This is a genomic window from Planococcus beijingensis (assembly GCF_016820615.1).
Classification (GTDB): Bacteria; Bacillota; Bacilli; order Bacillales_A; family Planococcaceae; genus Planococcus; species Planococcus notacanthi.
In genome coordinates this window covers 33850-51952 of the sequence record NZ_JADHDZ010000001.1, presented here as the reverse complement: position 1 = coordinate 51952, position 18103 = coordinate 33850, and the positions used below count along the sequence as shown (strand labels likewise).

Genomic DNA, 18103 nt, shown 5'->3' with positions numbered 1-18103 from the left:
GTTTTTTAAATCAACCTAAGCCAAAATCATTTACCAATGAGGCAAGGCCGCCTTGGTAACCGCTGCCGATTGCGTTGAACTTCCATTCGCCTCCGTGGCGGTATAATTCACCGACCACTAAAGCTGTTTCAATCGAAAAGTCTTCTCCCAAGTCATAGCGGATCAATTCTTCGTTTGAACTTTCGTTGACGATACGGATAAAGGCATTCGACACCTGGCCAAAGTTTTGTCCGCGGCTGTCTGCTTCATGGATCGTCACTGTAAACACCACTTTATGGATGTCTGCAGGTACGTTCGGCAAATCAACGATTACTTGCTCGTCATCGCCTTCGCCTTCTCCTGTCAGGTTATCGCCTGTATGGACAACCGAACCATTGCCGCCTTCAAGGTTGTTGTAGAAGACGAAATCTTCCGGTCCGCGTGATTTACCGTTTTCCCCTACAAGGAAAATTGAAGCGTCCAAGTCGAAGTCTCCGCCGCCGCTGTATTTATTGGTGTCCCAGCCTAAACCGACGACCACCTTAGTAAGCCCAGGATTTGTTTTCGTTAAGTCGATTTTCTGCCCTTTTGAAAGGTTGATTGTTGACATATTGTTTCCTCCTCCGATTATTTAGCTTTACGTTGTGTGTCTTCGTACTTTTTCTGCAGTTCTTCGATGCGGAGACGTCCTTCTTCACGCATTTTGCGATTTTCCTGTTCAATCTCCCGCGTATCGTTCATCCCCTGCATAATAGTCTCCCATGTCTGTTCAATGGTTTCAATCTTGATGCTTGGCTGTCCAGACATTCTGGCAATGTCTACGCTTTGGCGTGAAATGTCATTAGCGTTATTTAACAGCATTTCATTGGTGCGGCGATCCAGCTCGCTCATCGATTCAGCTACCAGATTTTGCCGTTTGGCTGCAATGGCATTGATCAAGCCTGTTTTGAATATCGGAATGGTCGTCACAAAAGCTGAGTTGATTTTCCCGATCAACTTTGTATTCCCACGCTGAAGCATGCGGATTTGAGGCGCTGATTGATAGGAAACCTGTTTCGCCATTTCAAGATCGTAGACGCGCTGTTCCAGAAGTTCGATGGCATTTTGCAGAGAGTTCAATTCCATGAGAGCCATTTGGTCACCAGATTCCGCTTTTGCACGGACAGCCGGTTCCTGGGCTTTCAGTTCTTCGACTTTGATGTCGCCGGCCGCAATGTATTTCTCCAACTCCATAAAATAGTTGAAGTTCTGGTTATACAGCTCTTCCAAAGTGGTCGTCGATTTTTTCATTTCGCCTTCATACTTGGTGATTTCAACATATACTTTATCGATTTCCGTACCCATCGTCTGGTATTTATTGAACAGCTGCTCAATCACTTTATTGCCTTTATTGAAGATCTTATTGAGGAAGCCTTTCTTTTCAACAAAATCTTTTTTGTCGAACTTGTCCATGATCTTACCAAGTTGCTTCAGCAATTCACTGGATTCTTCCATGCTGTTTGACTGTACGGAATTCAACACTTTTCCTGTAAAAGCAGAAATTTCATTGGCAGGCTCACGGCCGAATTCCAATAAAGCGATTTGGTTTTTCGGATCGATCTTCGAAGCCAATTGAAGGACTTCTGGATCTTTCTTCAATTGAACTTTAAGCTGGTTTTCATCTTTCATCACCAATTCTTGCTGTTCGATTTGATCTGGCATATTGGTCATCCCATTTCACTCCTTTTTGGCTATAGCCATTTTTTGAATATTTTTTTCACGACTGAAGGTTCACGGTAAGGCTCGTTGAAGCTCCGCTCATCCAGCCAATGGGTATCGAACGATTCCGGGTCGACCCATCGTTCAATGTCTTGATGCCCTTGTGGATTGATGATGATGACATCAAGGCCGAATATGTGGATCAAGGCAATCGCATTTGCGTCTGCACGACTCAACTCGCCATCTTTTTCTTCATTGTAGAACAACAGAGTCGGTACGAATTGCGGATAATCGAATAACTGGATCAGTTGAATCACCGAATCCGGCAACGACATCGATTGAGAAAAAGCATAGAGCTGCAAGTCTTCAAACGATTCGCCGTTTTGAGGCAGCAGAATCGGTTTCTCTACATGTCTTGCAATTGCCGCTGCGATTGCCGTCTGTACCCCATCCGGCAATTTATTGTATTTCCACCAATGGGCGGCTTTCATTTTTTCAGGGTCGAGGCGCCCGTCTCTTCCAAGCGCAGCCCGGTAATGGAATTGCTGGTTGCCTTTTCGCTCTTCTATAAACGGAAAGCTGCGGACCAGCTTCGTATCTTCCCGCTCGGTCAGGTTATGGACATTATCCCAGAAGCGCTTTCGGTCTTTTTCGATGCCCATCATTTTCGAGAAAACTACGGGAATGTTGACGCTTCCGCTCGCTACTGAAAACGAGGGGCGAACCATCGCGCGTTCTTTGGCAAGCATGAAAGCTTCATCCATCGTCGTTTTCAGGCGAACTGAATGCGTCCGGTAAGATTTGAATTGGAATGGCTTATAAAGTCCAGAATCATCATGATGCAATAGCCGGTCCACTTCCTGAGTAGCCCGATAAGCCACTGTCCCGACACGCTTCGGCTTTTCTTCCGGGAATGGGAGGAGCGACTCGGCATTTACCTGGAAGCTATGGCTGTGCAGCCCTTCTTTTCCAAGTGCCTGCTCCAACCACCCTTCTCCTTTTGGATCATAGACGATGACATGGAAGCCATAAGCGGCTGACAGCTTCAAGAACCAGGTTTCACTTTCCGAAGCACTGCCGTACCATAGAAAGCCCGGCAATCCTTTTTCCAGATCCAGCTTTTCAATTTCAGGCTCTATATGGTTGAACATCCATTTGACCAAATCAGTCGTTACGCGGCGGAAGGAAGAATGGGTCGTATTTCCACTGGACTGCTCTTGAAACGCTTTCAGGATATCAATCAGTACAATGCGCAGCCTTCTGTTAAGGCCTGGATCTTTCAATCTTGGCAGCAGCCCTTTGCCGTCAAGAAATGCCACCATGCGGTTTGGCGACAGGCCTTTTTCTTTTTTATTCATTTCAAACAAATCCTGCAAAGTCCGCAGCCGGTCCTGTTCAATATGCTTGTCCATTTTATCGGAAAGCCGGATCAGCCGTCCTTCTGATGCTTCGATGACATCATAGATGGCTGCAAAATATTCATCGGCATCAAGGAGCATCCCTGTAACCTGTCCAAGCAGCTGCGGATACGTAATCTGGTCTTCTTCAATTTTTGTCTCACTGTGATCCACAATCGGTTTTTTCAGCCATTCCCCAATTTTTTCTGGATCCCAGGTTTTTGCGGGGATCGGATGCAATTGAACCATCGGAATCTCTCCTTGCTTTGTTGCTTACTTGCGCTGCAATGAAATTTCGGCAACACGGGCCAAAATTTCTTCTCCTGCTTTAATGCCGTGTTTTTCCGTTTTATGAACATGTCCGGATACGGGCACCGCACTTCTCACCGCTTCGCCATGGGAAGCGAGCATACTATAATCGGCACTTTCCAATAGATCAAGATCCAGCAGCGAATCACCAGCAGCAATGACATAGCTTGCTTCCAGACGTTTTTTGATATACTTCATGGCGCCTGCTTTCGTGATGCTTTCCGGCATGAAATAAAGTTTTCTGCCTTGGAGTGACATTCCCCATCCAAGTTTTTTGAACGTCTCGGTATAGAAATCCAACTTGTCTTCCGGGAAACGGGCCCGGTCCACAATCAGATAAACGAACCAATCGTCCGCTTCCCGTACTTTCAATACCCAGTCTTCTGAAAAATGGCGTTCGATTTCCGGCAACAATTCCGTAATGATGGTTTTTCGGCTGACGCATTGCTGACGAATCCCATCCGACCATTCTTTGATCGGCTGGCCATTTTCCAAAATGACGGCACCATTTGAAATGACGGCAAAGCGCGGAGCCTTGCCTTCAAAAATTCCCGTCACCCGCTCGTATTGAGCCTGCGTGCGTGTGGTCACCGGCAAGAAGAAAGCGGAATCATTGATTTTCCATAACTCCGACTGACTTTTTTTCGTCATGTAAGACAAAGGTTGGCCTTCATAACGCTCCACTTCCACCAATTCTTCTTCTGACACATCCATCCCCATCGAATTGCGGGAATAGATTAAAGTTTGATCCAAGTCACTGGCGAATAATACCGTCATATTTCTTTACCTGATCGGATCAAGCCGATGGCACGATAAAATAAGTCAGGAACGACTTCCACCGGCACTTCTTTTTCTTTTGCCAACATGAGGATATGATGGACGTCGGGGTTATCAAGGCTGTTGACCAATACCTTCCATGGGCTTCTGCGCAGCAGCACACGTGTCGTTTCACCGACTCCCGGTTTAATCAGATGATAGTCGGTTTCGCTGTACATTTCTTGGCCGATCGCTTCGACTTCTTTCATGCCCTGCCAGGTTCTTTCCGCAGTCACCGGCGAAGAAACAGCATCCGTTTCGACCTGGCCGCGCGTTTCGGCAAAGCATTCTGTGATTTGATCGACAAAATCATTCGACAAATCTTCTCCCAGCAACTCCCCGTAGAACTTGGCACCGTGGAAATCGTCTTCACCGATGTAAAGCTCGTTAAGGATGGTGCGGCTTACCAAGCCTGAGACGGTCGCATTCAAACAAGCACTTGGAATAAGGAAGTCTTCACGTGTCCCGAACAATACGGCACATGCTCCCGGGTCTGCCAATACAGCCATGTCATCGTGCAGTTTCATGTCTTTTTCTTCATTGAGTCTGTTGACCGATTTCGTCAACTCTTTTTGGATAGCGCCTTTTCCTGTCCAGCCATCCACAAATTGGATGCGGCTGTTCGGATGGGCAGCGCGAATCGTATTGATCGCTTTTTCATCGATGCCTTTATCACGTAAAATCGATACGCTGTAATGCGGCCAGTCCATTCCCATCATTTGCTGGGCATAACGGCGGATTAAGATCCCGATTGGACTGCCAGCACGCGCTAATGACACAAGGACAACATCATCCGTTCCGGCATTCATAAAGATACGGCGTGTCACCAGCCCTACCAGATAAGCCAATTGCTTTTTGGTCTTGACGACGGTTTCATGGTAAAGATCCGTATACTCATCAGATGGGCGATATTCCATCGGCAGCCGTTCTGCATAATGGGCTCCTGTTTGAACGGCTTTTTCCCGTTCCTCCAAGGTACTTTCGACAAATTCCTCACTTACGTCTTTCAACAGGAACGTGATATCTTCTTTCGGGTAACTCGTTTTCACTAGACCGGTTGTTATCATTCGACTCCGTCACTCCTTTTGGTGGTTGTCAGGGATATCCATTCCACTGGCGCTTTTTTCTCCAGATATGTGAGCAGCGGCTGCCATTCGGATTGTTCGACGACAGATTCAGCCAACAAGTAAATTCGGTCAATATCCAATTTATTCAAATTATAGATGAATTGGCTTGTTTCCTCAGCATCCGGCAACTCGAATTTTGCTTTTTCCTTGATCGGATAGCCAGCTGTCTCAGAAGCAAAAATCGGACTGCGGGTCGTCGTTTGGACAAGTGGATTGCCGCCCAGCGCCAACGCGAAACGCAAAGGCAGGTACATATTTTCACCTATACCGATAACCAATGCCTGCTGGCTCGTGGATTTGAGCTGTTTTGCAGCGGCTTCAGCCCAAGCACCGATTTCATCCTGCTGTTGGCTGCTGATGCCGAAACGGCCTGTATACGGGATGTAATGCTGTCCAGCCTTTGAACCGACAGAGAGCCTTTCTCCAGCCAATTCGATATCCGGAATCCTGGAACCTCCTCCGGTTAAAACAGACTGTTCAGGTTCTTCTGGAGCCGAACTGTGGACCAATTCGAAATGGCCTGCCATCAACGACAAAACAGTCAGGTTGATTTTCCGGTCGGCAGCCATTTTTTCCATTTTCTCTTTTTGGCTGTCATTTCGCCAATCGAGAATCGAAAGAGAAGCATAGTTTTTCCCAGGAAACTGATCGTCAAGTGCACAAACCAGATTCAATAAGGTATTGCCTGTTGAGATTTCATCATCAATCAGGACGATAGTATCGGCGTCTTCAAGCATACCGGACGGCGCGTACACTTTATGGGATGTTGCGTGGGAATGTTCTTCTTCAAAGACAAAAGATGGGGTCATGCCGATAATTTCTTCGCGTGTCGTATGAATATAGGCAGCCTCGTCAAAATGCTGAAAAACCGAATGGCCAAGGCCCGTCGCCGTTTCAGCCATGCCAATAAACACAGTTTTCTTCGGCAGGATTTCTTTAAATTGGAGCGATGTGAGAGTCGTTTCACGGTCAGCCGCTCCAGTTTCAATCATTTTCACAAGAGCTTCCGTATCAGGAAAGCTTTCGAGCCCCATTTCTTCCACCAACAGCGACGCCAGTAAAGTGCCTGTCCCAAGAGCCAAAGAAGGATGGACAGCCAAATGCTTGGCAATCAGCTTGCTGACGAACAAAAATTGACGTTTTTTATTGACACGCAGCGCCACAGAAAAAAGCGATTCCGGTGACAGGCCGGGATAAGCGTTCTTTATGGAAATATTGATATCCAGATTGTCCCACAACTTAGTATTGATTTGATAATTGCTTTGCCCGGATATGGTTGAGGACGTCGATTGGTTGATAGTTTTCATTCAGCACCCCATAGACTTCCGCTTGAGCGGCAATTTTCCTTGCCCAGCTCAAATGCGGTTTTACTTCGTTCATTTTATTGCGTTTTGGACTTTGCAGAACACCGTTGCGCTTGGCACTTTCATTTAGAATCACTTTAGCATCATCATAAGCTTCGAGCGAGACGATATACCCTGCATTGACAATGGAAATCTGCGATGGGTGGATGCAGGTTTTCCCTTTAAACCCATTTAGTATATCCAGTTGGACTTCCTCCCACAGCGTCGCTTCGGGCTTAGAGGAAAGCCAAAGGCGTTCTCCGCCGGAAAAGTGTTCGTACACAGGACCCGAAACCGTAAAACCATCTTCTGCGCGGCCAAAACGGTTCAAAATGGCCGTCAGGCAATCACGGATGATGTGGACATCGTAAATTGTTCGTTCTGCCGGACGCCGCAGTCCGTATAAACTGGAAAAATCAGTCGCTCCTACCCGAACAGTCAAAATCCGGTCAGCTTCCGACTGCATAATTTGATGCAGCTCTGCTAATGTCTGTTCCCGGAGTTCACTGTACAGCACTTCTTTGGTTTCAAGTAAAGGCAGTGCATAGAGTTTTCTGCCGGCTCTTTCGCTAGCACGATCCAATGCCTCGAAAAACAGCGGCAAGGTGGTCGGAAGACATTTTGGAAACACAATCCCCGTTAATACATTCAATGCATCTCCCGCCTGGTCAATCAGCATATCCAATTGTTCAGGGGTCCGGACACGCAAAAAAAGTACCGGTCCGGCGGCCAATTGCTCAGTTTTGGCAGATCCCAGCTTTTTCAGCTCTTCGATAACATTCGCTTCTGCCTGTCCCAGTTCCGAATCGGCAACTGCATCTTCCAGACAGATGATCAATGTCGTCAAGCCTGCAAATGTTCCTGTGCTGTAATTTCCGCTTAAAATCTTTTGGGCAAAATCCACCCTGGATCCCGGTGTGTAAAGCGCTGCGCCCAATGCCAATCCTAGGGTTTCCCGTTCCGTATCACGGTTGAATTCTGCCGGGGAATATTTAAAAAAGGTCTTTAAATCAGAATCGGTCAATATGTTAAAATGTCTCATGTGTGATCCTCCCGGCATGCGGCTGACTATAGCCCTTTCAAATTATCATTTCATATATGAATGGAGAAAAAGCAAGGAGAAAGTCTCCTTGCTTTTCCATCGTTTCCTCAGCTGTTTAAGCCAAAGTCCTTAACAAGAGACTCTAAGCCGCCTTGATAACCGCTGCCAATGGCGTTGAATTTCCACTCTCCACCGTGACGGTAAAGTTCACCGACCACGACTGCTGTTTCAATTGAAAAATCTTCTCCCAGATCATAGCGGATCAGTTCTTCGTTTGTGTCTCCATTGATGATACGGACATATGAGTTGCTGACCTGGCCAAAGTTCTGCCCGCGTGTTTCAGCGTCATGGATGGTAATGGTGAAGGTCGCTTTTTCGATTGATGCCGGAATAGCTGAAAGGTTGACGTTAACCTGTTCGTCGTCTCCTTCGCCTTCTCCGGTTTTGTTATCTCCAGTGTGTTCCACTGCCCCGCCGGCTCCTATTGTATTGTTGTAGAAGATAAAGTCGGCTTCTGAAGCCGTTTTCCCTTCACTGTTCAACAGAAAGACCGATGAGTCCAAGTCGAAATCCTGTCCTCCATCATATTTATTGGTATCCCAGCCTAGTCCTACGATCACTTTAGACAGACCTGGGTTACTTTTCGTCAAATCTACTTTTTGCCCTTTTGATAAGTTAATAGCCATTCGTCATTTCACTCCTCAAGAATATTTGTTTGCAATTGATCCAATATCGGGTTCTGAAGCACCTTCGCCTATCGCTGAAAATTTCCATTCTGCACCTTGGCGGTATAATTCTCCTGTAATCAGCGACATCTTGCCTGCATAATTATCAGTAAGGTTGTAATGAACCAGCTCTTCTTTCGACTGGTTGTCGACCAGGCGGATAAAAGCATTTTCAATCATGCCGAAATCCTGTTTTTTCTGTTTTGCATTGTAAATATTAACGACAAAAACCAAGCGATGAATAGAAGGCGAAATACGCTTCAAGTCGATGTTGATCACTTCGTCGTCGCCTTCGCCTTCACCGGTCAAATTATCACCGGAATGGACAACACTGCCGTCTTTGCTTTTCTTGTTCCCGAAATAAATCAGGTTTTCTTTAGCAGTCAGCTTGCCGTTTTCATCCAGCAGCAATACGGATGCGTCACAGTCAACATCAGCTCCGCCTCCGCCGCCTAATAGGCCGCTTAAAAATCCGCCGCTTTTTTTAGTCGCAACAGGATCCCAGCCAAGGCCTACCATGATGCTTGAAAGCGATGAACGTCCTTTTGTTAAATCGATTTTCTGACCTTTTACGAGATTGATCGCCATTCTTAACACTCTCCATTCATCAGTATGTATTCTATTTTAATGGTATCGGTCCAACAAGTAAAATTCAACGAATAAAGACTATCATTCGATTCCAACGCCAAGTCTCCAGCGCTGTAGATCCAATTGCTTCAAGTCTTTTAGACATCAGTGAAGGGACGCTGAATTTTCAGACAAATGTTTTCTCAAAACACCTGACGTATACTAATACGTATCGAGGGCCAGGAAGTTTCATTTTCGTCAGGCATACTTATTAAATGGCCCGGGTAATAAAACTAAAGAAGACTTTTCAGAAGCAGTTTGAAAGGGGAATTAAACATGAAGCTTATCTCCATTGTAATTCCGGCATTTAACGAAGAAGCCAATATCGCTTCCATGTATGCCAAATTGGTGAAGGAACTTGAGGAGCTTCCATATCGTTATGAAATTATGTTCATCAATGATGGCAGCAGTGACGGTACATTGCAGGAAATTTTAAAATTGGCAGCAGTGCATGACACCGTTAAATATATTTCGCTGACGCGGAATTTTGGAAAAGAGTCCGCCATGCTCGCCGGTTTGAAACGCATCAAAGGCGATGCTGCCATTGTCATGGACAGCGACTTGCAGCATCCGCCTACTCTTATCGGTGAAATGGTCAAAGGTTACGAAGAAGGATTCAATCAAGTTGTGGCAAGGCGCTCACGCACCGGCGATTCCAAAATCCGCTCCCTGTTTTCTTCACTGTACTACAAACTGATCAACTCAATCACCGACGTCGACTTGCAGGATGGCGAAGGCGATTTCCGATTATTAAGCCGCAAAGCCATTAATGCGATTTTGGCATTGAGTGAAAGCAACCGTTTTTCCAAAGGGCTGTTTTCTTGGATCGGCCTCAGCAAAAAGACGATCAATTATGAAAATGTCCTGCGGACTGACGGTGATTCAAAATGGTCATTCAACAGTTTGGTCAATTATGGCATCGATGGAATCATTTCGTTCAATATGAAGCCGTTGCGCGTTTGTTTTTATACGGGCTTTCTCGTTCTTTTCCTGTCACTCATCTACATTTTCTTCACACTGTACAGCATTCTGCGTGAAGGCATCGGAGCTCCCGGTTACTTTACAACAATTACAGCCATTCTTTTGCTCGGAGGCATCCAGCTGATCAGTCTCGGAGTCATCGGCGAATACATCGGACGCATCTATAATGAAACCAAACAGCGTCCGCATTTTCTTGTAGACATCAGCAACGTGGATGAATACGATGAGCCTTAAAACATTAAACACCGAGTTCACCCGCTTCATTTTTGTTGGTGTGGTCAACACCATAAGCTATTACAGCATCTACCTGGTGCTCCATAATGTATTTGCACTGCCTTATCTGCTGGCCCATATTGTCGGCTTTCTCATCAGTTTGAACATTTCCTTTTTCTTAAACTGTTATGTGACTTACCGGATCAAGCCTACGCTTAAAAAGTACCTGTACTTCCCGTTGACTCAGGTTGTCAATATGTCCGTTTCAACAGCCCTTATTTTCATTTTCGTTGAGTTTCTTCACCTGAATAGCAATATTGCGCCTTTTGCCGCCGTATTGTTTACAGTTCCGATAACTTTTGTGGTATCAAGCAAAATTCTCAAAGATAAAGTCCATCCAAAATAACCAAAAAGACGGTGACTCTATGCAAAAGCTACGCCCTGCACTTCTTCTGTTATTATTCAGTTTAATCTTATCAGCAATCGGGCATGCTGTTTTCTTGTATCAATGGTCGCACGGCCATTTTATGGTGGGAATCAACGATGGTCTTTCACAGATGATGCCTTTCAAGCATCTTCTATATGAACAATATACCCGTGGGGAATTTTTCTACTCGTTTGATTTCGGACTTGGAGCAGGCACATTCAGTGAACTGTCTTATTACTTTTCCACGTCTATCGTATTTCTGATTTCAGTCGCCATTGTCTTCATTTTAAAAACAATCAACATCATCCAGACAACGGATGTGCTGTTTTGGGCGAATGCCGCTGTCTTTATCAGCATCATCCGCTTGGCTGCTGTCTTGTTCATTACAACACGTTTTTTTATGTATATGAAAATCTCGAAATACGCAGCACTTCTCGGTGCTTCCCTATACGGCATTTCAGGTATGTATTTCCGCCATGTGACCTATTGGGAATTTTTCGCTGATGCCTTTATATGGCTGCCGATTTTATTGTTCGGTGCCGAAAAGATTTTCCGCGAAAAAAAGCCAGGCTGGTTTTTGGCAGCAGTCGCTATTTCGATGATCGACAATTTTTACTTTGCCTACATCAATTTTTTGCTGGCTGCCATTTATATTCTGGTCCGGCTGTTCATCCCGTTGACTGAAAGTGAAAGAGACAAAAAGAAAATATTGCTGAACTTCGTCGTGTCAGGGCTTATTGGAGCTGGCATCAGTGCTGTTTCCTTCATCCCTGCCGTCTATGCCTACTTGAACAATCACCGCCCGCCATTTCAGCAGGACATTCCGTGGCTTGATCTAACTGACAATATTTTGTTCAATAGCCGTTTTATCGTCTTGCCCGCATTTTTCGTCTTGCTGCTGTTTTGTGGTTTCCTGTATCGTCATAAAACCTTCCGATTGTTTGCAATCCTTGGCATCGCCGGAGTTATCATGCACCACAGTCCCTTGATCGGCAGCGTTTTTAATGGTTTCTCTGCTCCTCAATACCGCTGGGAATACTTTTTGTCGCTGGTGATGGGTGGTGCAGTTGCCGTTGCATTTGACCACTTGCACCAATTCACAATGCGGCGATTTGCAATTGCAGCAGTTGGAGCGACTTTCTGTTTTGCCTTGTATGCTTGGAGCGATGAATTATTAGCGATTGGTTCGCGGGTTTCGGTTCTCACTTTCATCAACCTGCTGATCACGATGTTCCTGCTATTCCTTTACGTTCAATTCAAAAAACCTGTGTTTAAAGGTTTTTTGATGGCTTTCTTATTTGCATGGACTTTGCTGTTCGCAAATACCTACCAAGTCGAGAAGATTCTTTACGATGGTGATATTGCTCAAGTTGGTGAAGAACTGATGACTGGGGCGGATTATGATGACCCTGAGATCCAGGAACTGCTGGATGATGTGCAGGCCAAAGAAACCGGCGGCCCTTACCGCATTGAATGGATGGAAGGCGTCCGCAACAACACACCCATTGTTCAGGACTTCCAAGGCTTGAGTGCCTATTCCAGTATTTTGAATAAAAACCTCTTGTACTTTTACTTATATGATCTTGAAATAGACATGGGGCGTGAAAGCGTGAGCCGTTACGCAACGCTTGGCAACCGTGCTAATCTGCACAGCATGCTGCAGGGAAAATACGTCATTCGCGCGCATGGGGATGCCAACATTCCATACGGCTTTACTGAAATTTATGCGACAGAAAATTTCGCTGTCTTCGAAAACAATCATGTCTTGCCATTTGCACGCTCTACTTCGACAGTCTATGAAGAACAGCAAGTGTTGGAAATGTCTCCATTGATGCGCGAACAGGCCATGCTCACAGGTATCATTCTCGAGCAAGCAAAAGGCACGGAGGTACTCGAAGCAGACGCTGGCGCCTCCCCTGATTTTGACGTGACAGCGGTGGGCGGGTCTTATGACGGCAATCATCTGCAGGTTACGGAAGAAAGCGGAGGCTTAAGCATAGACATAGAAGCTCTTCCCGAATCCGTGAACGATTTGTTCGTCTCCTTCCACTTGGAAAACAAAGCTGCAGACAAAGGATTTCCGCTTGCTGTCAATGATTATCACACGACCAGAAAATCCAACCAGTCTGTCTACAAAACATTTGTAGATGACCTCACAATCCGTATTCCTGCTGAACAACAAATCGAAATCCGCCTTCCGAAAGGCGATTACGAGTTAACCGGAATCCAGCTCTCTGCCGAAGACTATAAGACCCTGCGGCAGCAAGCTGATCAGCCTGATTTATCCAGCAACCTGATTATCGACGGCAGCAATGTCAGCCTGAATTACGCCAATCCAGAAAATGAGGAGTACTTGAAGTTGCCCATTCCTTATGAGCGAGGCTGGAAGGCTTCTGTAAATGGCCAAAAAGTAGAGGTGTTAAAGGCGGATTTTGCTTTTATCGCGGTACCTTTAGAATCAGGAGATAATCAAGTGTCATTTAGCTACAGCCCACCTTTCTTCAAACCTGCACTCATCATCAGTGTTGTGTCTGCCTTGCTTGGACTGATGCTCGTATTCCGTAAAAGAAAAGAATAGCTCTTTTTCTCCTACAAAAGAATGCATTTCAGAAAATTGCGTTTATTCATCGACCATTATGTGTAATGTAGAATAACACGATTTCGAGGAGGAGTTCAGATGAAGCGATGGCTTATGCTTGTTTTGGCACTGGCTTTCTTATTATTTTTAACAGCCTGCGGCAATGAAAGCACAGAAGATCCACCTACAGAATCAGATGGTGCACCGGCTGAAAACACTGAAGATATTGAAGGAGAAGAAGAAAGTCCACCCGAAGGTGAAGAAGCGGATGAAGCGGAAACAGAGGAAGGCAGCAGCGAAGAAATTTTGATGCTTACTGTTGAAATGATGGACAGTGATGGAAATGCTATCGGCACCGCGGAATTATCTGAAGAAGATGCCGGAGTTAAGGTAGCACTTGAAGTTGAAGGCTTGGAAGAAGGCATTCATGGCATTCATTTCCATGAAACCGGAATGTGCGAAGGACCTGACTTCGAATCGGCTGGCGGCCATTTCAATCCGGCCGATGCCATGCATGGCATGGACAACCCCGACGGTCCTCACGCCGGTGATTTACCGAATATTGAAGCCAGCTCTGACGGCACCGCTTCACAGGAGTTCACAGCTGAAAATGTAACGCTCGCTATCGGTGAAGAAAACTCATTGCTCAAAGAAGGCGGTACGGCTCTTGTCATACACGCCGGTGAAGATGATCAAACGACGGATCCTTCCGGTGACTCGGGTGATCGAATTGCCTGTGGTGTAGTCACAGGAGAATCTTAGACGTTTCGTGAAACCAATTGAATCCGAACGGGAATAATGAAAACAGGTTACTTAATTAGAGGAGGATTTATTATGGCTAAAGATAAATTTGAAGAAATTGATGAACAGGTAGATCCGCAAGAGCAATCCAAACAACCCGGTTCTGAAGAGCAAATGAATCCAGAACCGATTTATGATGATAAAGACTATAAAGGTTCCGGAAAACTGGAAGGGAAAGTTGCATTGGTGACAGGAGGCGACAGTGGCATCGGCCGCGCTGTTGCAGTAGCTTATGCGAAGGAAGGCGCCAACGTCGCAATTGCTTATTTGGATGAGCACGACGATGCTGACGAAACGATAAAAGCGATTGAATCTTATGGAGTCAAAAGTGCAAAATTCGCTACAGATGTCAGCGATGTAGAGAAATGCAATCAGCTGGTAGTCGATGTCATTTCCGAATTCGGCCAATTGAATATTTTGGTCAATAATGCAGGAAAACAATTTCCGCAGGATGATTTTTTAGCTATCAGTCCAGATCAGTTGATGGAAACTTTTTCGACCAACATCTTCAGTATGTTCTATTTAACGCAAGCTGCATTGCCGCATCTCCAAAAAGGCGACAGCATCATCAATACGTCTTCGGTCACGGCTTATCGCGGCTCTCCTGAGCTGATTGATTATTCGTCTACAAAAGGCGCAATCACCAGCTTTACACGTTCCTTGTCGGCCAATATCGCTGAGAAAGGCATACGCGTCAACTCAGTGGCTCCAGGACCTATCTGGACGCCATTGATCCCAGCGACCTTTGGAGCAGAAAAAGTCGGCGAACACGGCGGCGACACGCCAATGGAGCGACGTGGACAGCCTTCTGAAGTAGCGCCTGCGTATGTTTACTTGGCTTCCAAAGACTCGACCTATGTGACAGGTCAGGCAATCCATATAAATGGCGGCGATTTCATCAGTTCCTGACCACTGGCAGACCTGGCAAAAGCCGGGTCTTTTTTTGTCCTTTTTTTACAGGTTTGAGGAATTGAATTGAGTTAAATGGGTATACGAAAAGTAACAACAGCTTTTTCAACGAGTTGGAAAACATGAAGTATCTGGAGGCAATCCTGATTAAATTCGTTATGGCCTTCTCAGTATTGTTTGTCGTACTTGGCATCGCTTATGGAGTGGAAGTCTTTGAAATTTCCATCCTCAGTCTGATCATCACCGCTGTCGGCTTTATCGGAGATTTAATGATTTATCCGAAAACCTCCAATAAAGTGGCAACCGGAGGCGACTTTGTTCTGGTATTTCTGATTGTCTGGCTGGGCGGGCTATGGCTGATTAATAATCCTGATTTTTCGCTTGTCATGCCTGCAATCTTTTCAGCCTTGCTTATTGCTGTCGGCGAATGGTTTTTCCATATTTATTTAACAAAGCGCGTCTGGGAACAAAAAGAGACTTCCCATACATTAAAACAAGAGCCCAACCGAAAATAATTGCCATTGAAAAACACCGAGGCGGCTGCCCGGTGTTTTTAGTTTGGGGGTAAACTTCAAATTACCCAAGTTTAGTTTCCCGCAACCAATCTCTTTCTGCTCTTTTACAGGCGCATAAAAACATACTCTTTGCTTTCGCGAATAATGAGCCATTGGCTGCTGTCGATGCAAAGAAGCAGGAAGAAAAGATGCCATTTTATTTTGATCGATATGTCCTTTTAAATAATGCAATGCCCAAGGGGAGTGCGCGATATCAACTCGATAAAGCCGGTTTTCAGGTTGTGTCCATAAACAATAACGTTCTGTTAGCCATTGTTCTATTGGGCTGGATGCAATGGGTATAGAAACAGGTGTATAGCTCATGTCGAAAGATTCAGGGAACCGTCCGGCTTCGATTCGCCGACTGGAAAATCTCCAGTCGGCGGCTTTTTTTGTCATGCTTATTTCGGCATAGCGATAGGGCAAAAAACCTCTATGAGAAGCGGTTTTCACTGCAAGCGGGCTGCTGGCATCCAAACTAAAGAAATATACCCCTCTCCTGTCTCCATACTTCACATAAGTCCTGACATTCAGCTCCAAAAAAGAACGTGTTCCCGGAACTGGAGGCAGAAATCGTAGACGTGTTGCTTTCGCTTGAAAAAACACCACTCCAAGCCAAGCTTGATCGTCATATAAATCGACTTCCAGCTCATCGGGAACAAATCGGCGCAGCCATTCAGATTTTACAGGCCAGTGCAGAAAAACGACGGCTTTCCATTCCTGTTTCATAAGCCAAAGTCTTGTAGCCACTCCTTCCTCTCCTCCCTCAGCAGATGTTCTGGCAAAAAGCAAAGGCCGTCCCTGAAAGCCAGTGTTTCTGACTTCGGGACAGCCTGGGTTGTTTATTTTAATTTGTCTTCCGGCAATGAGTTATGCGCTTCCGGAGGAGCTGGTTTCAATTGCGGTTTTTCACTCAACGGCTCTGGTTTGCCGAATGTAAATTCATGGCCATCCGGTGCTGGCTCATTCATCCATTTCAGATCCTTGCTGCTTTCTGAGTTCGTGTAAAGGATATGGGAGAATTCTGTCGCTTCCCATTCTGGAGGAAGTGTTCCTGGTACAATCGGACCTTCCTTCGCTTCCAATTCTTTTATGGCAGCAAGCCATTGGTTTTGGTGCATCGTATCACGTGCAAGCAAGAATGAGAACAGATCTTTTACGCCTCTGTCATCTGTCATGCTGTAAAGGCGGGCTACTTGAAGACGGCCCTGTGATTCTGCATTGACGTTGGCGCGGAAATCCGCCAACAGGTTTCCACTTGCTACGATATATCCCGCATTCCAAGGTACACCGTTGCTATCTTTTGGAGAAGCGCCTAATCCGTGGACAATGGCATGCTGCGGATTCATGCCACCCATGATGGCGCCTATAATCGGATCGCTTGCAGCTTTTTCCTGTTCATAAACAGGAGCCCCTTCAAGGAGTCTGGCCACCATTGTTGCGAGCATTTCAATATGCCCCAACTCCTGCGTTCCTGTATCCATCAGAAGATCTCTATATTTTTCGTTTCCTCTTGTGCTCCACCCTTGGAATAAGTATTGCATGGCAACTGACATTTCACCGAATTGACCGCCGATCAGTTCCTGCACTTGTTTAGCGAAGACTGGATCTGGAGCATCCGGTTTTGCGTGGTATTGAAGTTCTCCTGTGTGAAAAAACATAATTAAAACCTCCTGTATGATTTTAGTCTTCGTCTTCGTAACCTATATGCCCCTTACTTTCAGGCTCGGCATCTCCTGGATGCCCGCCGTCGTAATCAGAGTCGTTGCCGCCTGAGTTATAAGACGTACCGGTTTTATGTTTCTGCTGTTCTTTCTTTTGTTCTTCACTCAAGGCATCTCCTGGATGCCCCCCATCATAATCAGAGTCGTTGCCGCCTGCATTAAACTGATTCGTCGATTCACTTGAATCTTGGTCAGTAATTTTGTTGTCTTCTGAAGTCTGCTGCTTTTTCTGTTCTTTATCCATTCCCTCCATCCTCCTCGTTTTTCGTTGTGACTCTGCATCATCTTTCTACCCCGCTCTATTTTTTTAAAACCATATTCTGTATTTCCCACTGCAACTACTTCAGTTTTTCACCATAAGAAAAAGCCGGAAAGTGAAGCTTTCCGGCTTTTTCTAATTTTTATACGATTTTCAATTCTACGTCGACATTGCCTCTTGTTGCTTTGGAGTAAGGGCAGAACGCATGTGCTTTTTCTACAAGGTCTTTCGCTGTTGCTTCATCCACACCTTCTAAATGAGCATTTAAAGTAACACCGATTTTAAAACCGTCATTTCCTTCATCTTTCAGGAAGTGAACATCCGCTTTAATGGAAGTGCTGGAGACATCTGCTTTTTCTCTTTTGATGATTAAGTTCAATGCTCCGTCAAAACAAGCGGAGTAGCCTGCTGCAAATAATTGTTCAGGGTTTGTGCCTTCTCCTCCGGGACCGCCCAATTCTTTCGGCGAAACCAATTGAAGATCCAATACATTGTCTTCGGAAATGACTCTTCCTTCACGGCCACCAGTGGCTGTTACGGATGTTGTGAATAATGCTGACATTTTTCCAACCTCTTTCCTGATTTGTATTTGAG

19 protein-coding genes are annotated in these 18103 nt (G+C 45.6%); 6 read left to right on the top strand and 13 right to left on the bottom strand.

Translation table 11 applies throughout. The features are described 5' to 3' along the window. Positions 1–10: 10 nt before the first annotated feature. The 9 genes from IRE19_RS00315 to IRE19_RS00275 all read right to left on the bottom strand — a co-directional run bounded on the left by IRE19_RS00315 (position 11) and on the right by IRE19_RS00275 (position 9024). The gene (locus IRE19_RS00315) at positions 11–589 is read right to left on the bottom strand and encodes a TerD family protein (protein ID WP_191714987.1); all 579 of its coding nucleotides are present in this window, start codon (positions 587–589) and stop codon (positions 11–13) included. Positions 590–606: 17 nt separating this feature from the next. After that, positions 607–1689, bottom strand: a complete 1083-nt coding sequence (locus tag IRE19_RS00310) for a toxic anion resistance protein (protein ID WP_203338894.1) — start codon at positions 1687–1689, stop codon at positions 607–609. 20 nt (positions 1690–1709) lie between these two features. Then, positions 1710–3323 (bottom strand): YceG family protein, encoded by a 1614-nt coding sequence (locus tag IRE19_RS00305; protein ID WP_203338893.1) that lies wholly within the window; start codon positions 3321–3323, stop codon positions 1710–1712. Between the two features lie 24 nt (positions 3324–3347). Continuing rightward, positions 3348–4160 (bottom strand): HAD family hydrolase, encoded by an 813-nt coding sequence (locus IRE19_RS00300; protein WP_203338892.1) that lies wholly within the window; start codon positions 4158–4160, stop codon positions 3348–3350. After that, entirely contained in the window at positions 4157–5266 is a 1110-nt protein-coding gene (locus tag IRE19_RS00295) for a cysteine protease StiP family protein (protein WP_203338891.1), read from the bottom strand. The genes IRE19_RS00300 and IRE19_RS00295 overlap by 4 nt, the downstream gene beginning before the upstream one ends. Next, a complete protein-coding gene (locus tag IRE19_RS00290) occupies positions 5263–6633 on the bottom strand; it encodes a phosphoribosyltransferase domain-containing protein (RefSeq protein WP_203338890.1) in 1371 nt (456 codons plus the stop codon). The genes IRE19_RS00295 and IRE19_RS00290 overlap by 4 nt, the downstream gene beginning before the upstream one ends. After that, the gene (locus IRE19_RS00285) at positions 6566–7711 is read right to left on the bottom strand and encodes an HpcH/HpaI aldolase/citrate lyase family protein (RefSeq protein ID WP_203338889.1); all 1146 of its coding nucleotides are present in this window, start codon (positions 7709–7711) and stop codon (positions 6566–6568) included. Before IRE19_RS00285 ends, IRE19_RS00290 begins: the two co-directional genes overlap by 68 nt. Before the next feature lie 107 nt (positions 7712–7818). Continuing rightward, positions 7819–8397, bottom strand: coding sequence for a TerD family protein (locus IRE19_RS00280; RefSeq protein WP_203338888.1), 579 nt, complete (start codon positions 8395–8397; stop codon positions 7819–7821). A gap of 15 nt (positions 8398–8412) precedes the next feature. Next, positions 8413–9024, bottom strand: coding sequence for a TerD family protein (locus tag IRE19_RS00275; protein WP_146555821.1), 612 nt, complete (start codon positions 9022–9024; stop codon positions 8413–8415). A 315-nt stretch (positions 9025–9339) separates the two neighbouring features. On the opposite strand from IRE19_RS00275, the gene IRE19_RS00270 reads away from it, so the two are divergent. The 6 genes from IRE19_RS00270 to IRE19_RS00245 all read left to right on the top strand — a co-directional run bounded on the left by IRE19_RS00270 (position 9340) and on the right by IRE19_RS00245 (position 15487). Further along, the gene (locus IRE19_RS00270) at positions 9340–10278 is read left to right on the top strand and encodes a glycosyltransferase family 2 protein (protein WP_191714979.1); all 939 of its coding nucleotides are present in this window, start codon (positions 9340–9342) and stop codon (positions 10276–10278) included. Beyond that, entirely contained in the window at positions 10268–10663 is a 396-nt protein-coding gene (locus IRE19_RS00265) for a GtrA family protein (protein WP_203338887.1), read from the top strand. The genes IRE19_RS00270 and IRE19_RS00265 overlap by 11 nt, the downstream gene beginning before the upstream one ends. A gap of 19 nt (positions 10664–10682) precedes the next feature. After that, positions 10683–13262, top strand: a complete 2580-nt coding sequence (locus IRE19_RS00260; RefSeq protein ID WP_203338886.1) for a YfhO family protein — start codon at positions 10683–10685, stop codon at positions 13260–13262. A gap of 99 nt (positions 13263–13361) precedes the next feature. Further along, positions 13362–14024, top strand: a complete 663-nt coding sequence (locus IRE19_RS00255; RefSeq protein ID WP_203338885.1) for a superoxide dismutase family protein — start codon at positions 13362–13364, stop codon at positions 14022–14024. 72 nt (positions 14025–14096) lie between these two features. Continuing rightward, entirely contained in the window at positions 14097–14972 is an 876-nt protein-coding gene (locus IRE19_RS00250; protein ID WP_203338884.1) for an SDR family oxidoreductase, read from the top strand. 122 nt (positions 14973–15094) lie between these two features. Continuing rightward, complete coding sequence (locus tag IRE19_RS00245; protein WP_203338883.1) at positions 15095–15487, top strand: DUF2512 family protein; 393 nt, start codon at positions 15095–15097, stop codon at positions 15485–15487. On the opposite strand, the gene IRE19_RS00240 is transcribed toward IRE19_RS00245, so the two are convergent. The 4 genes from IRE19_RS00240 to IRE19_RS00225 all read right to left on the bottom strand — a co-directional run bounded on the left by IRE19_RS00240 (position 15461) and on the right by IRE19_RS00225 (position 18071). Next, the gene (locus tag IRE19_RS00240; protein WP_203338882.1) at positions 15461–16276 is read right to left on the bottom strand and encodes a DUF2071 domain-containing protein; all 816 of its coding nucleotides are present in this window, start codon (positions 16274–16276) and stop codon (positions 15461–15463) included. The genes IRE19_RS00245 and IRE19_RS00240 overlap by 27 nt on opposite strands. A 92-nt stretch (positions 16277–16368) precedes the next feature. Then, positions 16369–17187 carry a manganese catalase gene (locus IRE19_RS00235; RefSeq protein WP_203338881.1) on the bottom strand — a complete coding sequence of 273 codons (819 nt, stop codon included), beginning with the start codon at positions 17185–17187 and terminating at the stop codon, positions 16369–16371. Positions 17188–17209: 22 nt separating this feature from the next. Continuing rightward, on the bottom strand, positions 17210–17494 hold the full coding sequence (locus IRE19_RS00230) for a hypothetical protein (RefSeq protein WP_203338880.1): 285 nt from the start codon (positions 17492–17494) through the stop codon (positions 17210–17212). Between the two features lie 157 nt (positions 17495–17651). Beyond that, positions 17652–18071 carry an organic hydroperoxide resistance protein gene (locus IRE19_RS00225; protein ID WP_191714970.1) on the bottom strand — a complete coding sequence of 140 codons (420 nt, stop codon included), beginning with the start codon at positions 18069–18071 and terminating at the stop codon, positions 17652–17654. Positions 18072–18103 lie beyond the last annotated feature (32 nt).